The following is a 21,925-nucleotide window of genomic DNA, read 5'->3' as shown; positions in this document are numbered from 1 at the left end:
GACGACGGGCGCCGCTCACGCCGACGTCAGGGGCCTCGCCGCCCCCTCCGGCCGGGCGTGATGGGCGGTGAACCAGTCCCTGGCCAGCTCCGCCGCCGTCTCCACCGTGTCCGGCGCGGAGAACAGGTCGGTGGCGCCGGGGACGGGGACGACGCGGTGGTCGCAGCACATCCAGTCCGCCGCGAGCCGGTTGAGGCCGAGGAGCCGTGTGTCCTGGGCGCCGACGACGAACAGGCAGGGGGCGCGCACCCGGGCCAGCGCCGAGGGCTGGGCCAGGTCGGGGCGGCCGCCGAGGCACACCACGGCACGGATGTCGTCGCCCGCCGCGGCCTCCACCGCCGCGCCGGCGCCCGTACCGGCCGCGCAGTGACTGACGGGCAGGCCGGTCTCGCGGCGCAGCCAGTCGGTGGCGGCCCGCAGGCGCCGGGCCAGCAGCACGATGTCGAAGGCGTTGTGCGGGGTGCGCTCCTCGTCCTCGGTGAGCAGGTCGATCAGCAGCGTGCCCAGGCCCGCCCGGCGCAGGACGGCGGCGACGCGCTGGTGCGGCGGGCGGTGCCGGCCGCTGCCGCCGCTGAGGGCGTAGGCCACCGCCACCGGCGGGGTCGGCGGCAGGGCGAGCCGGGCGGCCAGGCGCACCGGACCGGCCGGCACCTCCACCTCCTGGTCAGGCGAGGGGGCTGCCGAGGGAGGCTCGGGGAGCGGTCCGGCGGCGTTCGTGGCGATCGCGGTGGCCGGCCGGGTCTCGGCGAGCAGCGTGGCGACCTCGGCGTCGGTGACGCGCCCGAAGTCCGTGTACCAGGCGCCGGCCGAACCGAGGTGGCGCAGCGGCTGGAGGCAGACGACCCGGTCGGCCACCGTGCGCAGATGCGGCAGTGCAGCCTCCGGTCCGACCGGGACCGCGAGGACCACCTGCCCGGCGCCGCGGGTCCGGGCCACCCGGCAGGCGGCCTCCGCGGCGGCGCCGGTCGACAGCGAGTCGTCCACGACGAGCGCGGTCCGCCCGGCCACGGGCAGTGGCGGGTGGTCGTCGCGCAAGTGCCGCAGCCGGCGCTCCAGTTCGGCGCGCTCGGCGCGTTCGACGGTTTCCCGCCCGGGGGGATCGAGGCCGCTCTCGCTCAGGACGGCCCGGTCGATGACGCGTACGCCGTTCTCACCGAGGGCGCCGAATCCGAGGTCTGGCTGCCAGGGCACGCGCAGCTTGCGCACCACGGCCAGGTCGAGCGGGGCGCCCAGGTGCCGGGCCACCTCGAAGGCCACCGGGACGCCGCCCCTTGGCACTGCGAGCACCACCACGTCCTCGTCTCGCAGGAACTCCAGGCACCGGGCCAGGCGCCGTCCGGCGTCCGCGCGGTTCTCGTAGCGCATGCGCCGCCACCTCCTCGTACGTTCTACCGGCGGCGCGGCGGCAAACCGCCTCGCATCCATTCGAACGCTTCCGGCGTGCGCCCGCCTCCGGGGCGGGTCGCGCCGTCCTGGCGGGTCGGCTCGTCGTCCGGTCCCGGCGCGGGCCGACGAGGTCCCACTCCGCGCCCGCAACTCGTAGCGGCGCCGGTCCAGCCGCCGGCGGACCAGAGCCGTCGTCCCGTGGGCCGGCCCGCCGAGGGCGAGCGCCGCCGCGGCCCCGAACAGGGCGGCCAGGAAGCCCCGGCCGTCCTGCCGGACGGTGATCGCCGCGCCGGTGGGCAGGTCCGTGCTCACCAGGACCTGCCTGGTGCGGGTGGTGCCGTCGGGGCCGGTCCGGCGGACCTTCGCCGGTGCCCGGCAGGTCGCGTCACCCGTCGACGCGGTCTCCGGGGCGGCCGTGAGCAGCACGGCCCGCACCGGCTGCCGGTCGGCGCGCTGCCGGGCGAGCTCCCGGCCCGCAGCGCGCCCCGCCGCCGTACCGGCGACCACATCGCCGACCACGATGTTCTCGGCGTGTGTGTCATCCCGGTCCCGCGGCGACCACCCCCTGCCGGGGGATCGGCCCGGCGCCCGGGGACTCCCCGAACTCCGGCAGCACCTGGAAGACACCGGTCAGGCCGGTGTGCCGCAGGATCCGCCGGAAGGAAGAACTGCCACTGACCAGCCGCAGCCGGCCGCCGCGTGCCGTGACACGGTTGCGGACCCGGCACAGCAGACCGAGCCCGGCGCAGTCGATGAAAGGCACCGGCCGCAGGTCGAGCACCAGATCCGGCCGGGGCCCGTCGGTCAGCGTGTCGAGGCGCGCGGCGAGGGACAGCCTCGTGACCAGGTCGACGTCGCCGTTCAGTGTCACGACGGTCGTGGTGCCGACGGTGCATTCCGCATGGCTGTCGGCGGGCCCGGTGGGACGTTCGGACATGCCGCCAGCCAAGCCGGTCCGGCCGGGTGCGCGGAAGGGCCGTTCGGTCCCCTCGGGGACGGCAGAGGAACCCGTGGGCGCCCCTGCACCGCGGGTACGCGCCCTCGCGGGCGGCCGATGGGGCCGACCGGCCCATGCGGAACCCCCGGTCGTCGGAGAAGCTGAAGACGTGGGCGGTCCCGGTCCGGGTTCCGGTGCCGCGCCGAGCGCGGCCCGCGCCCACCGGCCGCGGGCTCCCGGCCGACCGATCAAGAAGGCCGACCGACCGGGAAGACGGTCCGACCGTGAAGGCCGTTCGATCGGCCGTCCGTCCGTGAAGGCCACCGGTCCCGGAGCGAAGAGGGTGAGGTTCGGCATGAAAGGCTACGTCTTCCAAGGCCCCGGGCAGTCCGCCTGGGACGAGGTCCCCGACCCGGACCTCGACGAGGCCACCGACGCCGTGGTCCGCGTCGACGCCGTGACCATCTGCGGGACCGACCTGCACATCCTCAGGGGCGACGTGCCCGAGGTCCGCCCCGGCACGGTGCTGGGGCACGAGGCCGTCGGCGAGATCGTCGAGGTCGGCGCCGAGGTGGGCAGCGTACGGCCCGGCGACCGCGTCCTCGTCTCCTGCGTCACCGCCTGCGGCCGGTGCCGCTTCTGCCGCGAGGCCATGTACAGCCAGTGCCGCGGCGGCGGGGGCTGGATCCTGGGCCACCTGGTCGACGGCACCCAGGCGGAGTTCGTCCGGGTGCCCTTCGCGGACCTCTCCGTCCATCCGCTGCCCGCCGCGGTGACCGACGTGGAAGCCGTGCTGCTGGCCGATGTCTTCCCCACCGCCTACGAGGTCGGAGTGCTCAACGGGCGGGTACGCCCCGGGGACACCGTGGTCGTGGTCGGCGCCGGGCCCGTCGGACTCGCGGCGATCGCCACCGCCCGGCTGTTCGCGCCCGAGCGGATCATCGCGGTGGACCTGGCCGCCGCCCGTCTGGAGGCCGCCCGCAAGCTCGGCGCCGAGGCCGTCGCCGACGCGCGCGAGGCCCCCGAGCAACTGGTCGAGGACCTCACCGGAGGCCTCGGCGCCGACGTGGTCGTCGAGGCGGTGGGCGTACCGGAGACCTTCGAGCTGTGCACGCGCATGGTGCGGCCCGGAGGACACGTGGCCAACGTCGGAGTCCACGGCAAGCCCGCCACCCTGCACCTGGAAGACCTGTGGAGCAGGAACGTCACCATCACCACGGGCCTGGTCGACACCCGCTCCACGCCGACCCTGCTGCGGATGGCGGCGGCCGGCCGGCTGCCCACCTCCCAGCTCGTCACGCACACGTTCCCGATGGAGCGCATGGAGGAGGCTTACGACGTCTTCGCCCACGCCGCCGAGACGGGGGCCCTGAAGGTCGTGCTCGGCGGCCCGCGGCGCGAGGTCGTCCCGGTGCCCGCGGCCTGACGGGCCGGACGACGTGACGGGCCGGACGACGGGCGTGTACGCGCGGGAGAGGTTTGGACGTGCGGGAGAGGCGCGGGAGACGCGGTGCGGAGCGGCCGCACGCGCTCCGCCAGGCGGAAAGACGGATGACTGATGTATCGCAACGACGGGTTCCGTGAGCTCGGGCGGCAGGAGTGCCTTCGGCTGCTGGCCAGGGCGCCGGTGGGCCGTATCGTCCACACGCGGCACGCCCTGCCCGCGGTGCTTCCGGTCAACTTCGCCCTGGACGGCGACGGCGCGGTGCTGCTGTGCACCTCGGCCACATCCGAACTGGTCCGCGCGATCGACGGCGCGGTGGTCGCCTTCGAGGCCGACGAGGTGGACGCGGTCGCGCACTCCGGCTGGAGCGTCGTCGTCACCGGCCCCGCCTCGGTGGTCGCCGACCCGGCCGAGCACCGGCGCCTGCTCCACGGCGGTCCGCGTTCCTGGGTGCCCTCGCCTCAGGTGGTGTTCGTCCGTATCGAACCGGAACTGGTCACGGGCCGTGAACTCGTCGGCGGACGCAGCCTGTACGGCCTGGACTCCGTCGTCTGACCCTCGAGTGATCCTCGGCCCGCCCCCCTCGTCAGCCCCTTGTCAGCCCTCTCTTCTTCGAGCCCGCCGGAGGACGCCATGCAGGGTTCCCAGTACACCGTCGGCGACGTCATGACCCCGACCGTCGTCGCCCTGGCCGGTGGAGCGATGTTCAAGGAGATCGTGCGGACCATGGAGGAGTGGGGCGTCAGCGCGATGCCCGTGCTGGACGGCCGGGGCCGGGTGCTCGGCGTCGTCTCCGAGGCCGATCTGCTGCGCAAGGAGGAGCTGCGCGAGGACGACCCGGACCTGCCCGGCGGGCCGCCTCGGCCCGTGGCCGGGCCGGGCTCGGCCAAGGCCCGGGCCGTGACCGCCGAGGAGCTGATGAACACCCCGGCCGTCACCGTCCACCCCGCCGCCACCCTGGGCCGGGCCGCCCGCCTCATGGCCCGGCACGGCGTCAAGCGCCTCCCGGTCGTCGGCGACGACGGAGTGCTCGTCGGCATCGTCAGCCGCTCCGACCTGCTCAAGGTGTTCCTCCGCGGTGACGAGGACATCGCCGCGGACGTGCGCCGTCAGATCGTCGCCGCCGGTTTTCTGACGGACTCGGTGGGCGTGGCGGTACGCGAGGGCGTGGTCACCCTGACCGGCAGGCTCCCGGACGCCTCCCTGATCCCGCTCGTCGTCCGTCTGACGCGCACCGTCGGCGGTGTGGTGGACGTGCGGTGCGACGACCTCACGGGACCACGCCGCCGCCCCCTCCTGGAACCCGATCTGGCCCACGAGCAGCCGTCGTCCCGCGCCACGGGGACGGGAACGGGGACCGGACCCGAGACCTGACGGCAGGGGACCGACCGGCCCCCTGAACGACCGGACCGCTCTCGCGCCGTGCCGTGCCGGATGCGACGGTGAAGGTGGCAGAAGCAGCCGCAGGAGGGCGGCAGCCCCCGGTGGAAGGCGGTGAGGTCGATGGAACTGCCCCTGGTGGTGGGTGTCGACGGGTCGGACCCGAGCCTGACAGCGGTGGACTGGGCGGTGGGTGAGGCCGCCCGGTTCGGACTGCCGCTGCGCCTGGTGTACGCGTCCCTGTGGGAGCGGTACGAGGGCGCGATGCCGTCGGGGACCGGGGGACGTCCCTCGGAGCAGGTGATGGCGGAGCACGTCGTCGCCTTTGCCGCGGAGCGCGCCCAGCGGTGCGACCCGGGGGTGAAGGTGTCCACGGAGATCCTTCCGCAGGACGCGGTCACCGCCCTGCTCGGCGAGGCCGCCAACGCCTCCGCGCTGATCACCGGCTCTCGCGGGCGGGGACAGCTGAAGGGGCTGCTGCTGGGTTCGGTCGGCCTCGCCGTTGCGGCCCGGGCGCACTGCCCGGTGGTCGTGGTGCGCGGCGACCTGGCGGGCCTGGCCGGCACCCACGAGCGGATCCTGCTCGCCGCAGGCGACGCCGACACCGGGCACGAGGCCGTGCGGTTCGCGTTCCGCGAGGCCGAGGTGCGCGGCTGCGTCCTCGACGTCGTACGTGCCTGGCGGCGTCCCGTGCACGAGGGCGTCGGCAACCCGGTGCTCGCCGACGAGCCGGCCCGGCGGCAGGAGGAGCATGCCGCCGCCGTCCTCGAGGAGCTGCTGCGCGAACCGGAGGTCGAACACCCGGCGGTACGAGTGCGCCCCGCGACGGTCGAAGGCCCGGCGCACCGGGTGCTCGTGGACCGGTCGGCTGCCGCCGACCTGGTGATCGTCGGGGTACGGCGCAGGGAGGGCCACTTCGGCCTCCAGGTCGGACGGACGGCTCACACCCTCCTGCACCACGCGCACTGCCCGGTGGCCGTCGTACCGCAGCGGGTGTGACCGCGCGGTGCCGGGCAGGCGCGTCCTGCCGGGTGAGACGTGCGCTCCGGTGCTGCCCGACCGAACCATGTTCCCGGCCCCCTCCCGGACCCTTCCTCCCCACCGCCCGAGGCGGGAAATACCCCCGGGGGTACTCGTGCTACTGTCGGTGCGAGATACCCCCGGGGGTAATTCTTCGCTCAGGAAGGGAGTGCCCTGTGTTCTTCGTCGACACGATCGAGCTGGCAGGACTCGGCAACCGCAGCTACCTGGCCGGAGGCGGGCGCACGGCGGTGGCGGTCGACCCGCCCAGGGACGTCGACCGGGTGCTGGCGGCGGCGGCCCGGCGCGGGGTGCGCATCGCGTACGTCGTCGAGACCCACGTCCACAACGACTACGTCTCCGGCGGCCTGGAACTCGCCCGGCTCACCGGAGCCGACTACCTCGTCCCGGAAGGCGCCCGCGTCAGCTTCGCGCGCACCCCGGTCCGCGACGGCGACACGGTGACCGTCGACGAGGACGCCCGGCTGACCCTGCACGCCCTGGCCACCCCGGGACACACCCCGCACCACACCTCGTACGTCCTGCGCGAGGCCGGCACCGCCCTCGCCGCGTTCACCGGCGGCTCGCTGCTGATCGGCACCGTCGGCCGCCCCGACCTGGTCGAACCGCGGCTGACCGAGGGCCTGGCCCGCGCCCAGCACGCCTCCGCCCACCGGCTCGCCGACGCACTGCCCGACGCCACCGCGGTGCTTCCCACCCACGGCTTCGGCAGCTTCTGCTCCTCCGGGCAGACGGAGGGCGACAGCACGACCATCGGCCGGGAACGCGTGGTCAACGACGCGCTCACCCGCGACGTCGACGCCTTCGTGGCGGACCTGCTCGCGGGCCTGGACGACATCCCCGCGTACTACACGCACATGGGACCGGCCAATGCCGCCGGACCCGAGCCCGTCGACCTGACTCCGCCCGCCGTCGCCGACCCCGAGGAGATAGCCGCCCGGCTGGCCGCGGGGGAGTGGGTCGTCGACCTGCGCAACCGGGTGGCCTTCGCCGAAGGGCACGTCGCCGGGTCGTTCAACTTCGAGGCCGAGGGCAAGCTCGGCACCTATCTGGCCTGGCTGGTGCCCTGGGGCAGGCCGGTGACGCTGCTCGCCGGGACGGCCGCGCAACTGGCCGAGGCGCAGCGCGAGCTGGCCAGGGTCGGCATCGACCGCCCGGCGGCCGCGGCCACCGGCGGGCCGTCCGCCTGGCTCCGCCCGGGCGAGGAGCCCGCCTCCTTCCCGCGGGCCACCTTCGCGGACCTCGCCGAGCGGCGCCCGGCGAAGGACGTCGTCGTACTGGACGTCCGGCGCGACTCCGAACGGGCCGGGGGCTTCGTCGAGGGCTCGGTGCACATCCCGGTGCACGAGCTGCACCGGCGGACCGGCGAGGTCCCCGACGGCCAGGTGTGGGTGCACTGCGCGGGCGGCATGCGGGCGGCCGTGGCGGCCTCCCTGCTCGACGCGGCGGGCCGCGACGTGGTCGCGGTGGACGACGGGTTCGAGTCCGCGGAGAAGGCGGGACTCACCGTACGGACCGCACGGGAGGAACGGTGCCGATGAGTCCGGCCCTCCCCGCTCCCGCCAGGATCACCGCCCTGGAGGCGGCCGCACGCACGGGCCACGCCCGGACCGGCGGCGGATCCTGCGGCCGGCGCGAGGACGGCGCGATCGCGTGAGTGCTCTGCTCCTCGCCCTGGCCGCCGGGGCCGTCGTCGGCCTGGCACTGGGCGCGCTCGGGGGCGGCGGCAGCGTGCTGGCCGTCCCCGCCCTGATCTACCTGCTCGGCTTCACCCCGGCCGCGGCCACCACCGCGAGCCTGGTCGTCGTCACCGTCACCTCGGCCACGGCGCTGGTCGCACACGCCCGCGACGGCCATGTGCGGTGGCGCACCGGCCTGTCGTTCGCCGCCGCGGGCATCGGCCCGGCCATGCTGGGCGGCGCGGTCGCCGGACGGCTGCCGGACGCCGTGCTGGCCGCCGCCTTCGCGCTCGTCGCGGCGGTCGCCGCGGCCCGGATGCTGCGCCCGCGCCCGGCGCCGGAGGAGGACCGTCCGGTACGGCACGGGCGGGCCGCGGCCGCAGGCGCCGGACTCGGCGCGGTCACCGGAGTGCTGGGCGTCGGCGGTGGCTTCCTCGCCGTCCCCGCCCTGGTGGGCGCGCTCTCCCTGCGGATGCGCGAGGCCGTGGGTACCAGCCTGCTGGTCATCACCGCCAACTCCCTGGCCGCGCTGGCGCTGCGCGCCGGGACGGTCGACGGGCTGGACTGGGCGGTGATCGCGCCGTTCGCCGGTGCGGCGGTCCTCGCCGCCTGGGACGGCAGGCGGCTGGCCGCCAAGGTGTCCGGGCCGGTGTTGCAGCGGATCTTCGCCGCGGCACTGCTGGCGGTGGCGGCGTTCATGCTCGTCGACGCGGTGGCCTGATGCGCGCCGGCCGGCCGGGCCCGGGACGGCCCGCTCTCACGCCAGCGACAGGAACAGCTTCTCCATGCGGGCCCGCATCTGCGCGGGGTCCTGGCCGTTCGTCCGCCCCGCCTCGATGTCGGCCACGCACTTCTGCAGGCCGGTGGCGATGATGGCGAAACCGGCGCGGTCCAGGGCGCGGGAGGCGGCGGCGAGCTGGGTCACGACCTCCTCGCAGTCGCGGCCCTCCTCGATCATCCGGATCACCCCGGAGATCTGGCCCTGCGCCCGGCGCAACCGGTTCAGCACGGCCTTGAGGTCCGTGCCCTCGAGCTCCAGTTCCACGATCACTCCTTGCGACATACCCCTGGGGGTACTGTACGTCCGTCCTCGGGACGACGTCGACCATCCCACCGACCGGAAAGGACCCGTTCCGCCGTGACCGTTCCCTCCATCCCCGTCCCCATGGCCGTCGAGCAGGCGCGCTCACGGCTCGACGAGCTGACCGTCATCGATGTGCGCACGCCCGGCGAGTATGCCTCCGGACACCTCCCCGGCGCGCTCAACATCCCGCTGGACCGCGTCGGGCAGGCGCTGCCCGAGATACGGCACGCGGCGGAGCGCGGCGAGGTCCTCGTCGTCTGCGCCTCGGGCGCCCGCTCGGCCAAGGCCTGCGTCTACCTGGCCCGGCAGGGCGTCGCCGCCGCCACCCTCACCGGCGGCACCGGCGCCTGGGCGGCGGCGGGTCACGAGCTGCACCGGCCGACGGCCTGCGAGACCCCGGCCGGCTGGAGCATGGAACGCCAAGTGCGTTTCACGGCCGGAACGTTGGTGCTGCTCGGGCTGGCGCTCGGACTGCTCGTCCACCCGGCCTTGCTGATCCTGCCGGCGGGCGTGGCGGGCGGACTGGTCTTCTCCGCCCTCACCGACACCTGCGGTATGGCGGTCGTGCTCGCGAAGCTCCCCCACAACCGGCCGCGCGCGGCCCGGCTCGACGCGACGCTCGAGACGCTGCGGAGCAGGTGAGACCGGCGGGGCGGCCGACCGGCCGCCCCGCAGTGACTCCGTCCCGCAGCGACCGGCCACCCCCGGCGACCCGGACTCCTTCGCCGGCCCGGAGGCCGGCCCGGACTCACTCGACGGGGCCCTCCTGGTGTTCCAGCAGGTGACCCATGCGGTCGCAGAACAGATGCCCGAACAGCGCGCCGCCGTAGACGACGAACCCCGCGCCGACCAGCCAGGACTCCACCACCAGGATGGTGCCGATGGCGCCGTAGCTGACCGCGTTGGTCACGATCAGCGGGGTGAACACCAGGAACGAGAAGGCGCGCAGGCCCACCAGGCCGACCATGGTGGCGACGGCGCCGGGGAAGAGGAGCCGCCAGCGCACCTGGCTGCCGAGCAGGAAGTGCGGGCCCCACCAGAAGAACAGCACGCCGACACCCACGCTCAGCAGCATGCGGTAGGTCCCGTCGAACACCGTCCGGGTGAGCACCTGCATGTACAGGTACACCATGAGCGCGACCAGCCAGACGGCCTGCCGCCAGATCCGGTGCCAGGGCCCGGCGGGCAGCCGCCACACCCGCTCGTAGGCGTTCTGCACGCTCGACGCGAAGGACACGCCGAACACCGCGAGCAGCACCAGGCCCCACGCGCTGGTGGTACCGGCCACCCTGCGCGCCGGGCTGAAGACCTCCGAGAGCACGTCGGCGGACCGGCCGGACAGGTCCATGCCGTCCACCAGCCACAACGCGAACCCGCCGTGGTGCAGCGGATCGAGCGCGGCGACCACGATCAGCAGCGGGGCCAGGGTGACCAGGGAGAGCGTGGCGAACCCCATCGCCCGGTGCATGAGCTCCAGCCGCTTGCCGCGCCGGTAGAGCTCAGCGGCCCACCCCAGGTGCGTCGTCGGGCGGTCGGAGGACTCCCGCTTGCTCAACTCGGCCGCCGTGAACGCCCGTCACGGTGGCCGGTGCCGCTCGACGCCGGAGGGGACGGGGTGGGACATGACATGGCGACGGCGCCTCCTCTCCGGGTCACGGGTGACCGGCGCCCGGCCCGCGCAAACCCATCATCGCGACCCAGCCGCCCAGCCGGACCATAGGCAGGCGTGAGTCCGACAGGTTCCGGGACAGGCGTTCGCGGTGCATCGCCCCTCAGCACTTCCATCGTCGCGCCGCTGCCCCGCACGGGCACACCGGGAGCACGGGCACCCCCTTCGCGCCCGGTCGTCAACGTGCCCAGGCCCCTCCCGCCCATGGACGAGAAGGGCCCTCCTTCACTGATGGCGAGGCCGGGCCTCAGCGCATCCTGGTGGTACAGACCATGTGCTCCGAGACCCAGACCCTCTTGCCGTGGCGGGTCGTGAAGTAGTGCCCCTTGACCTTGTGACAGTTGTGGTGCGCTGTCCCGTACGAGGTGGTGCTCTTGGCGGGCGCTGCCGACGCGGTGCCCACGGAGGCCACGGCGGCGCCACCCGCCATGACGCCCGCAGCGAGGCCGGTGGCCAGTGCGCGTGTGAGTCGACGTCGCATTACTGGCTCCCTTTCGCTTGGGAATCAGGTACGTTGCCCATTTTCGTCCCTCCTCTGGGCCCTTGCATCAGCGCTGGTGGGCGGGCCGGGACGGGGCCCGGCGGGCGGTGCCGCAGACGTCCGGCGCCTCGTACGGGGTCATTTCGCACGGTGGGATGTGCAGTTCGGGCTCGCCCCCGGGGCGGCGCGCGTACCCGGAGCTCCGCGCCCCCGGGTCCGTTCCGCACCGTACAAAGCCGGGCGGTCGCTCGCCATACTGGACGGGGGCCCTCCCGCGGATCAGGCCGGTGCCGGGACGGGGCCAGGGGGCGGCCCGGACGCCGGGCACGGCCCGGAGAGGCGGGGTACACGGCGACGGGGGCGGCGCGAGATGTCGGACACCATGCTGATCCAGGGCCGTTACCGGCTGCTCGACACCATCGGCCGGGGCGGCATGGGCGAGGTGTGGCGGGCGCGGGACGAGTCGCTGGGCCGCCATGTCGCGGTGAAGTGCCTCAAGCCGCTGGGCCCCCAGCGCGACCCGTCCTTCACCCGGGTGCTGCGCGAGCGGTTCCGGCGCGAGGCCCGGGTGGCCGCCGCGCTCCAGCACCGGGGTGTGACCGTCGTCCACGACTTCGGCGAGTCCGACGGCGTGCTCTACCTGGTGATGGAGATGCTCGACGGCCGCAACCTCGGACAGTTGCTGGAGGACAACGACCACCGGCCGCTGGCCGTGCCCGACATCGTCGAGATCGCCGAACAGGTCGCCGCGGCCCTCGCCTACACCCACCAACAGGGCATCGTGCACCGGGATCTGAAACCGGCGAACATCATGCGCCTGACCGACGGGACGGTGAAGATCTGCGACTTCGGCATCGCCCGGCTCGGCCACGACATCGGCTTCACCGCCCGCCTGACCGGCACCGGCGTCGCCATGGGCACCCCGCACTACATGTCGCCCGAACAGATCGGCGGAACCGAGGTCGACCAGCGCAGCGACCTGTACTCGCTGGGCTGTGTGCTGTACGAACTCGCCACCGGGACACCACCGTTCGACTTCGACGACGCCTGGGCGATCCTCGTCGGGCACCGCGACACCCCGCCCGAACCGCCCCGCCGTCAACGCGCCGAACTCCCCGGGTACCTGGAGCGGATCATCCTCGACCTGCTCGCCAAACTGCCCGAGCAACGGCCCGACGACGCACACGCGTTGAGCCGCCGCATCATCGCCGGCCGCACGCCGGTGCCGCGGTACGCGCCCACCATGGTCACCCCGCTCCCACGGCCGCGCCCGTCCGAACCGGCCGGTCGTGACGCCCGGCTGCCGTCGTGGACACGCGGCATGACCACCGGTCACAAGGCGGCCGGCGCGGCCCCGCGCACCGCACCCCCGGCCGACGCGGCCGGCCTGACCGGCGAGTGGACCCCGCGCACCGCCACGGACGGCCCGGCGGAGACCGGGCGGACGCCCGGCGGACGGCCCGTCCCCGCCCCGGAGGCCGTCAGGGCGCTGACCGACCGGCACCGGGCGGCCCTGAGCCTCGGACGGCTCGGCCGCTGGGAAGAGGCGTGCGAGGCACACCGGGCCATCGCCGACGAGCGGGCCCGCCTCCTCGGCCCCGACCACCCCGACACTCTCGCCGGCCGCTACGAATACGCCTTCGGCCTCAGCCGTACCGGTCGTCCGGCCGAGGCGCTGCGGGAGTACAAGCAGGTGGCCGAGGCGCGCATCGGGGCGCTCGGCGCCGACCACCCGGACACGCTCGCCGTGCGCCAGGAGATGGCGTACGTACTGGGCCGCCTGGGCCGCCACTTCGACGCGCACCAGGTGTACGCGGCGGTGCTCGCCGCGCGCGAGCGCACCATGGGCCCGGACCATCCCGACACCCTGCGCTGCCGGCACAACCTCGCCTTCAGCCTCAGCCGCCTCGGCCGCCCGGACGACTCGTACCGCATGGCCTGCCAGGTTGCCGCCGCCCGCGCCCGGGTGCTCGGGCCGCAGCACCCCGACACCCTGGTCACCAGATTCGAAGTCGCCTACGCCCTAGGGCAGTTGGGGAGGTGGGCGGAGGCTCTGGACACCTACCGCGAGGTCGCCGGGGCACGTACCCGTGCGCTCGGCGCCGACCACCCCGACACCCTGGCCGCCCGCTACGAGGTCGGCATCAGCCTGGGCCGGCTCGGGCGCAGCGCGGAGGCGCTGGAGCTGTACCGGGCCCTGATCGACGACCGCACTCGGGTGCACGGACCCGCGCACCCCGAGACCCTGCGCGCGCGCCACGGTCTCGGGGTCAACCTCGGCCGGCTCGGCCGCTGGGAGGAGGCCCTCGCGGAGTCCCGCGACGTGTGCGCGATCCGCGGCCGCGTGCTCGGCGCCGACCACCCCGACACCCTCGTCAGCCGCCGTGAGGTCGCCGTGAGCCTCGGCTGGCTCGGCCGCTGGGCCGACGCGCTCACCGAGTACCGCGCGGTGGCCGGGGCCCGCGAGCGCGTCCTGGGCGCCGGCCACCCCGACACCCTCGCCAGCCGCACCGACGAGGCCCACTGCCTGGAACAACTCGGCCGCGGCCAGGAGGCCGCAGAGCTGTACCGCAGGGTCGCCGTCCTGCGCGGGCAGCGCGCGGCCGACGGGCCGTAGGCGCCGATCCGCCTTGACCGCACCCTGGCCGATGTGGATCACCGCGTGTTACGAAGGACCATGAGCGCACACCAGGGACACGGTACGTACGACGCCGTCATCGTCGGCGGAGGGCACAACGGGCTGGTCGCCGCCGCCTACCTGGCCCGGGCCGGACGGTCGGTGCTCGTGCTGGAGCGGCTGGACCACACCGGCGGCGCCGCCGTCTCCACTCGCCCGTTCGCCGGCGTGGACGCCCGGCTGTCCCGCTACTCGTACCTGGTCAGCCTGCTGCCCCGGAAGATCGTCCAGGACCTGGGCCTGGACGTCCGGCTGCGCACCCGCACGATCTCCTCGTACACGCCCGTCGAGCGCGGCGGACGGCCCACCGGACTCCTCGTGGGCGGCGGCGAGGAGCGCACCCGCGAGGCCTTCGCCCGGCTCACCGGCTCCGACCGCGAGTGGGAGGCCTGGCAGCGCTTCTACGGCATGACCGGACGCCTCGCCCGCAGGGTCTTCCCGACGCTCACCGAGCCGCTGCCGACCCGCGAGGAACTGCGCCGCCGCGTCGACGACGAGGAGGCCTGGCGGATCCTGTTCGAGGAGCCGCTCGGCGTCGCCGTGGAGGACCGCTTCGCCGACGACCTCGTACGGGGCGTGGTCCTCACCGACGCCCTCATCGGCACCTTCGCCGACGCCCACGACCCGTCCCTCGCGCAGAACCGCTGCTTCCTGTACCACGTGATCGGCGGCGGCACCGGCGACTGGGACGTGCCGGTCGGCGGTATGGGCGCCCTGACCGACGCGCTCGCCGCCGCGGCCCGCCGGGCCGGGGCCGTCATCGCCACCGGCCACGAGGCGGTACGGGTGGTGAGCGACGGGCGCGCGGCGGAGGTCACGTACCGCACCCGCGACGGCGAGGGCACCGTCGGCGCCCGGCACGTGCTGGTGAACGCCTCCCCGCAGGCCCTGGCCGCGCTGACCGGCGAGGAGCCGCCGGAGCCCGCCGAGGGCGCCCAGCTCAAGGTGAACATGCTGCTCAAGCGGCTGCCCAGGCTCCGGGACACCGCGGTCGACCCGCGCGAGGCCTTCGCCGGCACCTTCCACATCGCCGAGGGGTACCGGCAGCTCGCCGACGCCCACGCCCGGGCCGCCGTGGGCGAGCTGCCCGCCGCGCCGCCCTCCGAGATCTACTGCCACTCCCTGACCGACCCCACCATCCTCGGCCCCGGCCTGGTCGAACAGGGCTACCAGACACTCACCCTGTTCGGCCTGCACACCCCCGCCCGGCTCTTCGCCCGGGACAACGACGCCGTACGCGAGGAACTGCTGAAGTCCACGCTCGCGCAGCTCGACGCCCACCTCGCCGAACCACTCGCCGACTGCCTGGCCACCGACGCCGACGGCCGGCCCTGCATCGAGGCGAAGACCCCGCTGGACCTGGAACGGGACCTGCGTCTGCCCGGCGGCAACATCTTCCACCGCGCTCTGAGCTGGCCCTGGGCCCAGGAGGGCACCGGCCGCTGGGGCGTGGAAACCCGGCAGGCCAACGTCCTCCTGTGCGGCGCGGGCGCGGTACGCGGCGGAGGAGTCAGCGGCGTACCGGGCCACAACGCCGCGATGGCGGTACTCGAAGAGCGCGACGACTGACGACGCACGCCCCCCGCGAGGCGGGTCGGCGCCCCGCGCCCGGGAGGGTGACGGCCGGCGCGCGGGCGGATGCGGCCTGGCCCGCCGGCCGTCCGTGGCTGCGTGCCCCCGGATCGCGGTGGTGTGCGCCGCCGCGGCGAGTGGGAGTCCGGAGTCCGGGCTCCCTTCTGCACGGCGCGGGGGCGGCCGCGGTTCGGGGCCGGGCCGTTGACGGTGCGTGGGTGTGCGCCACCGGATCGCGATGATGTGCACCGCTGCGGCGGGCAGGGGACCCGTGTCCCCGTTTCCCGCACGCCGCGCTACCGGACCGCCGCGGCCGGCAGCGTGTGCAGGGTGCCGCCCGAGGAGGCGGCGTGGATGCTGTTGGCGCCGGGGGAGCAGGCCGTGGCCAGGATCTGGCCGCCCAGGTCGAAGCTCTGGAGCGACGCGCCGTCCGCCGCGTCCAGCAGATGGAGCCGTCCGCTCCAGCCGCCCGCGTACACCGCGGCCCCGTCGGAGCACAGGGCGAAGAACTCCTCGCGCTCCCCGTGGTGCGCGCGCCAGACCGGCTCGCCGGTCGCCGCGCCCAGGCAGTGGACCGTGCCCGCGACGTCCCCGACGACCACCGTGTCGAGCACCCTGACCGGCGCGGCCACCACCGGCGCGCCGAGCCGGACCTCCCACACGGCGGAACCGTCGACGGCCGCGAGGCACCTCAGCGTGCCCTCGCCGTCCGCGACCACCAGGTGCTCCTCCAGCGGCAGCGGCGGCGCCAGGACCGGGGCCGGCAGCCGTACCGGTGCCTTCCAGGCCAGGGCGCCGTCCTCGTCGTCGACGGCGAGGATCTCCGCGCCCCGCACGGCCGACAGGTACACCTGCCGGGCCCCGACCACCACCGGGACGGCCGGGGCGCCCGAGGTGTCGGTGAGCGGATCGGTCTCCCACCACAGACGCCGGGTCACCGCGTCGAAGTGGTGCAGCCGGCCGGTCGCGTCGCCGAGGAACACGCTCCGCCCGCGCAGCAGCACCCGCGCCTGGGCGAGTCCGCCCGCCGTCGAGGACCACCACAGGCGGTGCTCCCGGGTGTCCCAGGACTCCAGCCGCCCGTCGGCGTCGCACACCAGCAGCACGTCGCCGTCCGCGCACAGCTGCACCGGAGCCGTGAAGTCCGGCCGGCACACCTTCTCCGCGCCCGTGGCCGCGTCCAGCCAGCGCACCGCGCCCCCGCCGTCGGCCACGACCACCCCGTCCTCCTCGGTGGCCACGACGCACTGCGGCCACTCCCCGACACCGGCGCTCCAACTGCGCCGCCCCGGACGGAACGGCACCGTCAGATCCGCGGCGTTGCCCACCCCGGCCAGGAAGTCCCGCAGTTCGGTGCGGTACGCGGTCAGGGTGCGGCCCACCCCCTCGGGCAGCCGCAGTGCCCCCGGCCGGCCGAAGCCGTCGACGACCTCGTCCAGGTGGGGGCGGTCGGCCGGATCCTCGGCCAGACAGGCACGGATCAGTCGGCCCGTGGCGTCGTCCGGCAGCCTGGACAGATCGGGCGCGGCCCCGCTCACCCGGCGCACCAGCATGGCCCGCGCGTCGTCCTCTGCGGTGTACGGCGGGTGGCCGGTGAGGGCGTACAGGACGATGCCGGCGAAGGCGAAGACATCGGTCGCGAGCCCGGTCCTGGCCAGCCCCCGCACCTGTTCGGGGGCGCAGAAGTGGGGCTGCCCGATGACCATGTCGAGGGTGAGCGTGACCCGCTGGCCGCGGATCCGGGTGAGCCCGAAGTCGATGATCCACGGCCCGTCGTGGGTCAGCAGGATGTTCCCCGGGTGCAGGTCCCGGTGCAGCAGCCCCTTGCGGTGCGCGGTGCCGAGGGTGTCGAGGAGTTCGGCGGCGAGCGTGTGCACCGTGTCGCGGGGCAGCGGGCCGCCGTGCGCCTCCACGACCCGGTACAGCGACAGACCGGGGATGAACCGGGTGGCCAGCGTGGGCCGCCGGCCGGCCGCGAAGTCGAGCGCGAGCAGCTCGGGGATCCGCGCGCCCCTGCACCGTTCCAGCGCCTTGCTCTCCTGGTGGAAGCGCTGCATGTGCTGGGCGTCCTCGGTGAACTCGTGCTTGAGCAGCTTCACGGCCGCCAGCGTGTCCGGCCCGTGCCGGTCGCCGGGCCGCCGGCCGAGGTAGACCGTGCCGAACCCGCCCGTGCCCAGTCTGCCCAGCAGCCGGAACCCGGCGGCCTCCGCCGGATCCCCGTCCGGGTCCAGGGGCATCACCATGTCGACGTCCTTTCTCGGGGCCTTCCGCGGCCCGCCGGGGGAGGGGTCACTGAAGGACGGCCGCCTCGTTCTCCGTCTCGTGGGAGAACCCGATGCCGCACAGCACGGTGGACTTGCCCAGCTCACAGGTGCCGGTGTCGCGCAGCCGCTCCCCGCCCGCGCGCGGGGCGTCGCGTTCGCACCGCAGGACGAGGACCGCGCGTCCGGCCTCCTGCCGGCCGCGTACGGTGATCCGGGCCCGCACCTGCCCGGCGTCCGTCTCCTCGCTGACCTCCCGGCCGCGCAGCGGGATCGTCTGCCGGTTCCCGGTCCGTAGGTCGGTGACGACCAGCAGCCCGCCGAGTTCGGGGTTGCGCTGCCGGTGGACCCGCCAGACGAGGGCGGAGCCCAGCAGCAGGACGAGCAGTACGAGGGGGTAGAGCCAGCCGGGCGGCCGTCCGGGCACGGTGCCCCGCAGGTCCAGCGCGGTGACGACCGGCTCGCCGGTGGAGAACTTCGACTCGCCGAGGGAACCGCGGACCGTCGTCGTCCACGCCGAGGAGATCTCGGCGCGCAGGCCCACCCGCTCCCGGAAGTCGCCGGCGCCGGGGAACAGGCTGAACCGGGCCTCCTGACGCCAGGTCAGCGTCATCGGCACGGTCTTCTTCTCACCCGGGCGCAGGGTGACGGGCGCGGTGGGTCCGTCCGGGGTCAGCCGCGGACCGCCGGTGTCCCCGGTGGCCGTCAGCCGGACCGTCAGCGGCACGTGCGTGGCCTTCGACTCCAGCGTCACCCGCAGCTTCCGGGTGCGGGCGCCGGTGCGGTCCCCGGTGGCCACGGCGACATGTGCGCCGCCCGCTCCGCTCACGCCCTCCCCGGCGACCGACACGGTGACCGCGCCGCCCTGGTCGGCGCGGAGCAGGGACACCGCCTTCTGCGTGCGGACCTGGTCCTTGGCGGCGCTGAGCTGCGAGCCGAGGGCCGTGGGGTCGACCGGCAGGATGCGCGGGGCGCCGAAGGCGCCGCCAAGCACCTCGGCGACCCCGGTGCCCTCGGCGAGCGGAAGCCCGTAGCCCATGATCTTGCGGTCCTCGCCCAGTGCGGCGAAGCGCGACTTCAGCCGCTGCCAGGCCGTGCTGCCCAGCTTGGCGAACGGGCTGCCCGGCGCGTTGACGGCGCCGTCGGTGAGCATCAGCACCGCCCCGACCGGGGCCGTGCTGCGGTCGAGCTGGTCGGCGGCGGCGTCCAGCGCGGCGCCGTGGTCGCTCGCCGACTCCTTGGCGGACTGGGGGAGTTCCTTGGTGAACAGGCCGTCGGTGCGGTTCGCCGGGGACATCGGGTGGACGACCCCGGTGGCCCGGCCGAAGGTGACGACGGCCACCTGGTCGGCGGGCGTCAGCGAGTCGAGGAAGTCGGCCAGGCGCCGCTTGACCGTGGTGTAGAGCGGTACGCCGTCCGGGCCCCGGTCCTGCATGGAGCTGGAGACGTCGACGAGGACGACGTAGGCCGCCGGGACGTCGTCGACCTTCAGCGAGCGGTAGATGTCGTCGCGTGGCACCGGTGGGTCCGCGGCCGCGGCGGGCGCCGCGCCGCACAGGGCCAGCAGGAAGGCGAGGGCGAGCAGCGCGGCTCGGTGGGCCGTGGCCCGGGTGGTGGGCATGAGGTGGTGTCCCCCTGGTGTCGTGCGGTTGTGCGTCGTGCGTTGTATGTCGTGGGGTTCGCGCTCGTCGGGCTGTGCCTCGTTCAGGTACGGGCGCGGGCGGCGACGGCGTCGAGCTTGCGCAGTCGGCTGATCTCCCGCTCGCACTGCCGGCGCTGCCGGTCGAGGTCGTCCTTGAGCTGTGTCTGCCGGCCGATCGCGTGCTCGCGGTACTGGGCCCAGATCCGGTGGCCGGTGCTGCACCGGATGAGGGCGAGCTCCAGGTCCTCGCGCTCCTCGGAGGCACGGCCGGTCGCGTCGTAGGAGGTCCAGATCTGCTCGTAGGCCTCGAGCAGGGTGAGGACGCGTTCGCCGACGCGTCCGTGGGCCGCCCAGTGCTGCAGGGCGGCGGCGAGCTGGTTGTTCGCGGCGCCCGCCCGTCGTGCCCCGCAGACCTGCACGGCCAGCTTCTCGCAGTCCTCCGGGGTGCCCGAGCACCGCGACGCCAGGCCGTGTACCTGGCGCAGGCCGATCAGGGGCCGCAGGGACGGCAGGCGGTCCGCGACGCGCATGAGCCACCGCCGGTCCTCGGACGTCTCGCGCCAGTGCGGCTCCTCGGTGGCGAGCCGGTACACGGCGTCCAGGACGATCTGCTGGAAGGGTCCGGGCCAGTGCGACAGATGCCAGGCGAGGTCGCGGCCGGCCTGCCCCGGACCGGCACCGGTGGCCCTGTCCACCGACAGGGCCCGGTCGAGCAGCAGGTCGACCACGGCGGGCGCGTGCTGGTGCGCGGGGCGCGTCTGAAGCGCCGCCCGCAGCGTCGAGACATAGGTGTCGACCCGTCCCGTCACGCCCACGGTGCCGGGCTGCGGCGCGGTCGCGGCCAGGCTGAGGAAGCCTGACGGCGGCAGACCGGCCAGGAGGCACAGCACGTCCCAGTGGGCCGCCGTCTCCGGACGCATCCGGGCGGGTGGCCGGCCCAGTGTGCGCAGGAGCGGCGACCGGGGGGTGCCGTCCGCCGCGGCGGGGGAGCGGAGCACGCGGTCGAGGAGCCCCTGGAAGAAGCCGGGCAGCAGGACCTGGTCGACGGCGCCGCAGACGACGGCGCCCTCCAGCAGACGTGCCGCCGCCTCCGGGTGGCCCGCGGCCCATTTCCGGTCGGCCTCGGCCGGACCGGTGCCGGTGCTCAACAGGGTGTTCAGCAGAGGGAGTTCGGCGCCTCCGGCGATCTCCGTACGCTGCTCGGGCCCGGCTTCGCCGCACAGCCATCGCAGCCAGGCGCGGACGAGGGCGCCCGGTTCGGCCTCCGCGTACAGGGACCGGACCAGGCCGCCCGCGAGGCCGGGCACCTGGCACAGCATGGAGTGCGTGAAGCGCATGGTGCCCTCGCTGAACGGAGCGACGGCGGGCAACAGCCCCTCGGTCACGGGATCGGGCACGCCCTGCGGGCAGCGGACCCGGAGTTCGTCCAGGGCGCCGGCCAGGACCTCGTCCAGGGGGGCCAGGCTCTGCCCGGTGGAGGTGAGGGCGGCGCGCATGCTCTCGAAGTCGCGGCGGGCCACGTCCGTCCGCCCGTGGAGCAGATCGGCGAAGAGTTGGTCGCGGTAGGCCTGGGAGACCTCGGGACTCGACATCAGGGGCGCCAGTGCCTCCATTCCGGTGTGCGGATGGGTCAGCGCCTTCCCCGCGAGGACGGCGAGCGCTCTGGAACTGATGTCGGGCATGCGCAGGGCCTGGTTGATCCGGTCGGCGTCCACGTCCTGGCCCGCGGTGACGGCCTGGGCGACCGCCAGCGACGGGTCCAGGGCCGCCAGCACCTCCAGCGCCCTCTCGTGCGCGTCGGGCCCGGCGATGTCCAACGGCTCCCGGGCGTCGGCGAGATGCCGTACGACGGCCTCTCCGCCGTGCGTGGCCCAGTTGTCGATGAGCAGGTCGTGGTAGCCGCGGGCCTGAGGGGACAGCTCGCTGAGATCGGGCAGCGAGGCGCTCACCGGCAGGGCGGTCACCCCGGGAGAGCCCTCGGCTTCACCCCAGTACAGGCGCATGGGCACCTCGGAGCCGGAGGATGTCGAACTGGCCGCGGACAGGGTGCTGCGCATGCCGAAGGGCAGCAGGGCGGCCACGGAGTCCAGGACGCGCAGCAGTTGGAACGGCTCGTGGTGGCGGTCGCCGGTCACCGCCACCGGGCCGTCCAGCAGATGGGCCGCGGCGGCCGCCAGCCACCGGGTGCGCTCCGAGACCGAAGGCGTGATGTTGTGGCCGACATCGGTGACCAGCAGGTCCTCCTCGCGGAAGGCCAGGCGCGCGGGTCCCTCGCCGGTGCCGGGCAGGCCCGCGGCGGCGGCGTGGGCGGCGCGGGCCAGTGCGCACCAGCCGATGCCCGCCGCGCCCACCTCCGCGTAGGGGACGGCGAAGTGGGTGATCCGGTAGATCGCGCGGTTGCTTCCGTCCACGTCGGCCGTGCGGTCCAGCACGAAGACCCCGACCGCGCGGGCTCCGTCCACGCCTCTGGCGCAGCCCATGGTGATCCACGGCAACGGGTCGCCGGGCTCCGGAGTACCCGGCGACCAGTGGTGGACGGCGGCGTTGAACTCGGCGCTGCGGCCGGGCGGGTGCGCGACGAGGACCCCGTATCCGCTGCTGGTGTGGGGCTCCTTGCCCCACACGGCCCAGTCGGCGATCAGCCCCGGTGCCATGGCGTGTCCTTCCTCATG

General features: G+C 74.8%; 17 protein-coding genes. 9 read left to right on the top strand and 8 right to left on the bottom strand.

Translation table 11 applies throughout. The features are described from left to right. Positions 1-15 precede the first annotated feature (15 nt). Positions 16-1,905: a phosphoribosyltransferase family protein gene (locus OIE49_RS03950; RefSeq protein ID WP_326801085.1), complete on the bottom strand. Its 1,890-nt coding sequence runs from the start codon at positions 1,903-1,905 to the stop codon at positions 16-18. Between the two features lie 19 nt (positions 1,906-1,924). Continuing rightward, positions 1,925-2,323, bottom strand: a complete 399-nt coding sequence (locus OIE49_RS03945) for an STAS domain-containing protein (RefSeq protein ID WP_326801084.1) — start codon at positions 2,321-2,323, stop codon at positions 1,925-1,927. Positions 2,324-2,678: 355 nt separating this feature from the next. Here OIE49_RS03945 and OIE49_RS03940 point away from each other — a divergent pair, with 355 nt between their 5' ends. The 6 genes from OIE49_RS03940 (at position 2,679) to OIE49_RS03915 (ending at position 8,588) form a co-directional block, all read left to right on the top strand. Beyond that, the gene (locus OIE49_RS03940) at positions 2,679-3,749 is read left to right on the top strand and encodes an alcohol dehydrogenase catalytic domain-containing protein (protein WP_326801083.1); all 1,071 of its coding nucleotides are present in this window, start codon (positions 2,679-2,681) and stop codon (positions 3,747-3,749) included. Positions 3,750-3,881: 132 nt separating this feature from the next. Continuing rightward, the gene (locus OIE49_RS03935) at positions 3,882-4,322 is read left to right on the top strand and encodes a pyridoxamine 5'-phosphate oxidase family protein (protein WP_326801082.1); all 441 of its coding nucleotides are present in this window, start codon (positions 3,882-3,884) and stop codon (positions 4,320-4,322) included. 78 nt (positions 4,323-4,400) lie between these two features. Next, positions 4,401-5,141, top strand: a complete 741-nt coding sequence (locus OIE49_RS03930) for a CBS domain-containing protein (protein WP_326801081.1) — start codon at positions 4,401-4,403, stop codon at positions 5,139-5,141. Between the two features lie 129 nt (positions 5,142-5,270). Further along, a complete protein-coding gene (locus OIE49_RS03925; protein ID WP_326801080.1) occupies positions 5,271-6,146 on the top strand; it encodes a universal stress protein in 876 nt (291 codons plus the stop codon). 197 nt (positions 6,147-6,343) lie between these two features. Then, the gene (locus tag OIE49_RS03920) at positions 6,344-7,729 is read left to right on the top strand and encodes an MBL fold metallo-hydrolase (protein WP_326801079.1); all 1,386 of its coding nucleotides are present in this window, start codon (positions 6,344-6,346) and stop codon (positions 7,727-7,729) included. Between the two features lie 112 nt (positions 7,730-7,841). Further along, entirely contained in the window at positions 7,842-8,588 is a 747-nt protein-coding gene (locus tag OIE49_RS03915) for a sulfite exporter TauE/SafE family protein (RefSeq protein ID WP_326801078.1), read from the top strand. Between the two features lie 36 nt (positions 8,589-8,624). On the opposite strand, the gene OIE49_RS03910 is transcribed toward OIE49_RS03915, so the two are convergent. Then, positions 8,625-8,912: a metal-sensitive transcriptional regulator gene (locus OIE49_RS03910; protein ID WP_326801077.1), complete on the bottom strand. Its 288-nt coding sequence runs from the start codon at positions 8,910-8,912 to the stop codon at positions 8,625-8,627. Between the two features lie 120 nt (positions 8,913-9,032). On the opposite strand from OIE49_RS03910, the gene OIE49_RS03905 reads away from it, so the two are divergent. Beyond that, positions 9,033-9,593, top strand: coding sequence for a rhodanese-like domain-containing protein (locus OIE49_RS03905; RefSeq protein ID WP_326806133.1), 561 nt, complete (start codon positions 9,033-9,035; stop codon positions 9,591-9,593). A gap of 106 nt (positions 9,594-9,699) precedes the next feature. Here OIE49_RS03905 and OIE49_RS03900 read toward each other — a convergent pair whose 3' ends face one another. Beyond that, positions 9,700-10,506 (bottom strand): YihY/virulence factor BrkB family protein, encoded by an 807-nt coding sequence (locus OIE49_RS03900; protein ID WP_234375774.1) that lies wholly within the window; start codon positions 10,504-10,506, stop codon positions 9,700-9,702. Positions 10,507-10,867: 361 nt separating this feature from the next. Then, complete coding sequence (locus OIE49_RS03895) at positions 10,868-11,101, bottom strand: hypothetical protein (protein ID WP_100571208.1); 234 nt, start codon at positions 11,099-11,101, stop codon at positions 10,868-10,870. Positions 11,102-11,471: 370 nt separating this feature from the next. Between OIE49_RS03895 and OIE49_RS03890 the strand changes: the two genes are divergently transcribed. Together OIE49_RS03890 and OIE49_RS03885 are read left to right on the top strand one after the other, a co-directional pair. Then, positions 11,472-13,718 carry a serine/threonine-protein kinase gene (locus OIE49_RS03890; protein WP_326801076.1) on the top strand — a complete coding sequence of 749 codons (2,247 nt, stop codon included), beginning with the start codon at positions 11,472-11,474 and terminating at the stop codon, positions 13,716-13,718. Between the two features lie 60 nt (positions 13,719-13,778). Beyond that, entirely contained in the window at positions 13,779-15,347 is a 1,569-nt protein-coding gene (locus OIE49_RS03885) for a phytoene desaturase family protein (RefSeq protein ID WP_326801075.1), read from the top strand. 299 nt (positions 15,348-15,646) lie between these two features. Here OIE49_RS03885 and OIE49_RS03880 read toward each other — a convergent pair whose 3' ends face one another. From OIE49_RS03880 to OIE49_RS03870, 3 genes are all read right to left on the bottom strand, one after another. Next, the gene (locus OIE49_RS03880; protein WP_326801074.1) at positions 15,647-17,593 is read right to left on the bottom strand and encodes a serine/threonine-protein kinase; all 1,947 of its coding nucleotides are present in this window, start codon (positions 17,591-17,593) and stop codon (positions 15,647-15,649) included. Positions 17,594-17,639: 46 nt separating this feature from the next. After that, entirely contained in the window at positions 17,640-19,232 is a 1,593-nt protein-coding gene (locus OIE49_RS03875; RefSeq protein WP_326801073.1) for a VWA domain-containing protein, read from the bottom strand. 83 nt (positions 19,233-19,315) lie between these two features. Beyond that, positions 19,316-21,907 carry a hypothetical protein gene (locus tag OIE49_RS03870; protein WP_326801072.1) on the bottom strand — a complete coding sequence of 864 codons (2,592 nt, stop codon included), beginning with the start codon at positions 21,905-21,907 and terminating at the stop codon, positions 19,316-19,318. Positions 21,908-21,925 lie beyond the last annotated feature (18 nt).

It is taken from the genome of Streptomyces sp. NBC_01788, from assembly GCF_035917575.1.
In the GTDB taxonomy this organism is placed as follows: Bacteria; Actinomycetota; Actinomycetes; order Streptomycetales; family Streptomycetaceae; genus Streptomyces.
This window is presented reverse-complemented; position numbering and strand designations above follow the sequence as displayed.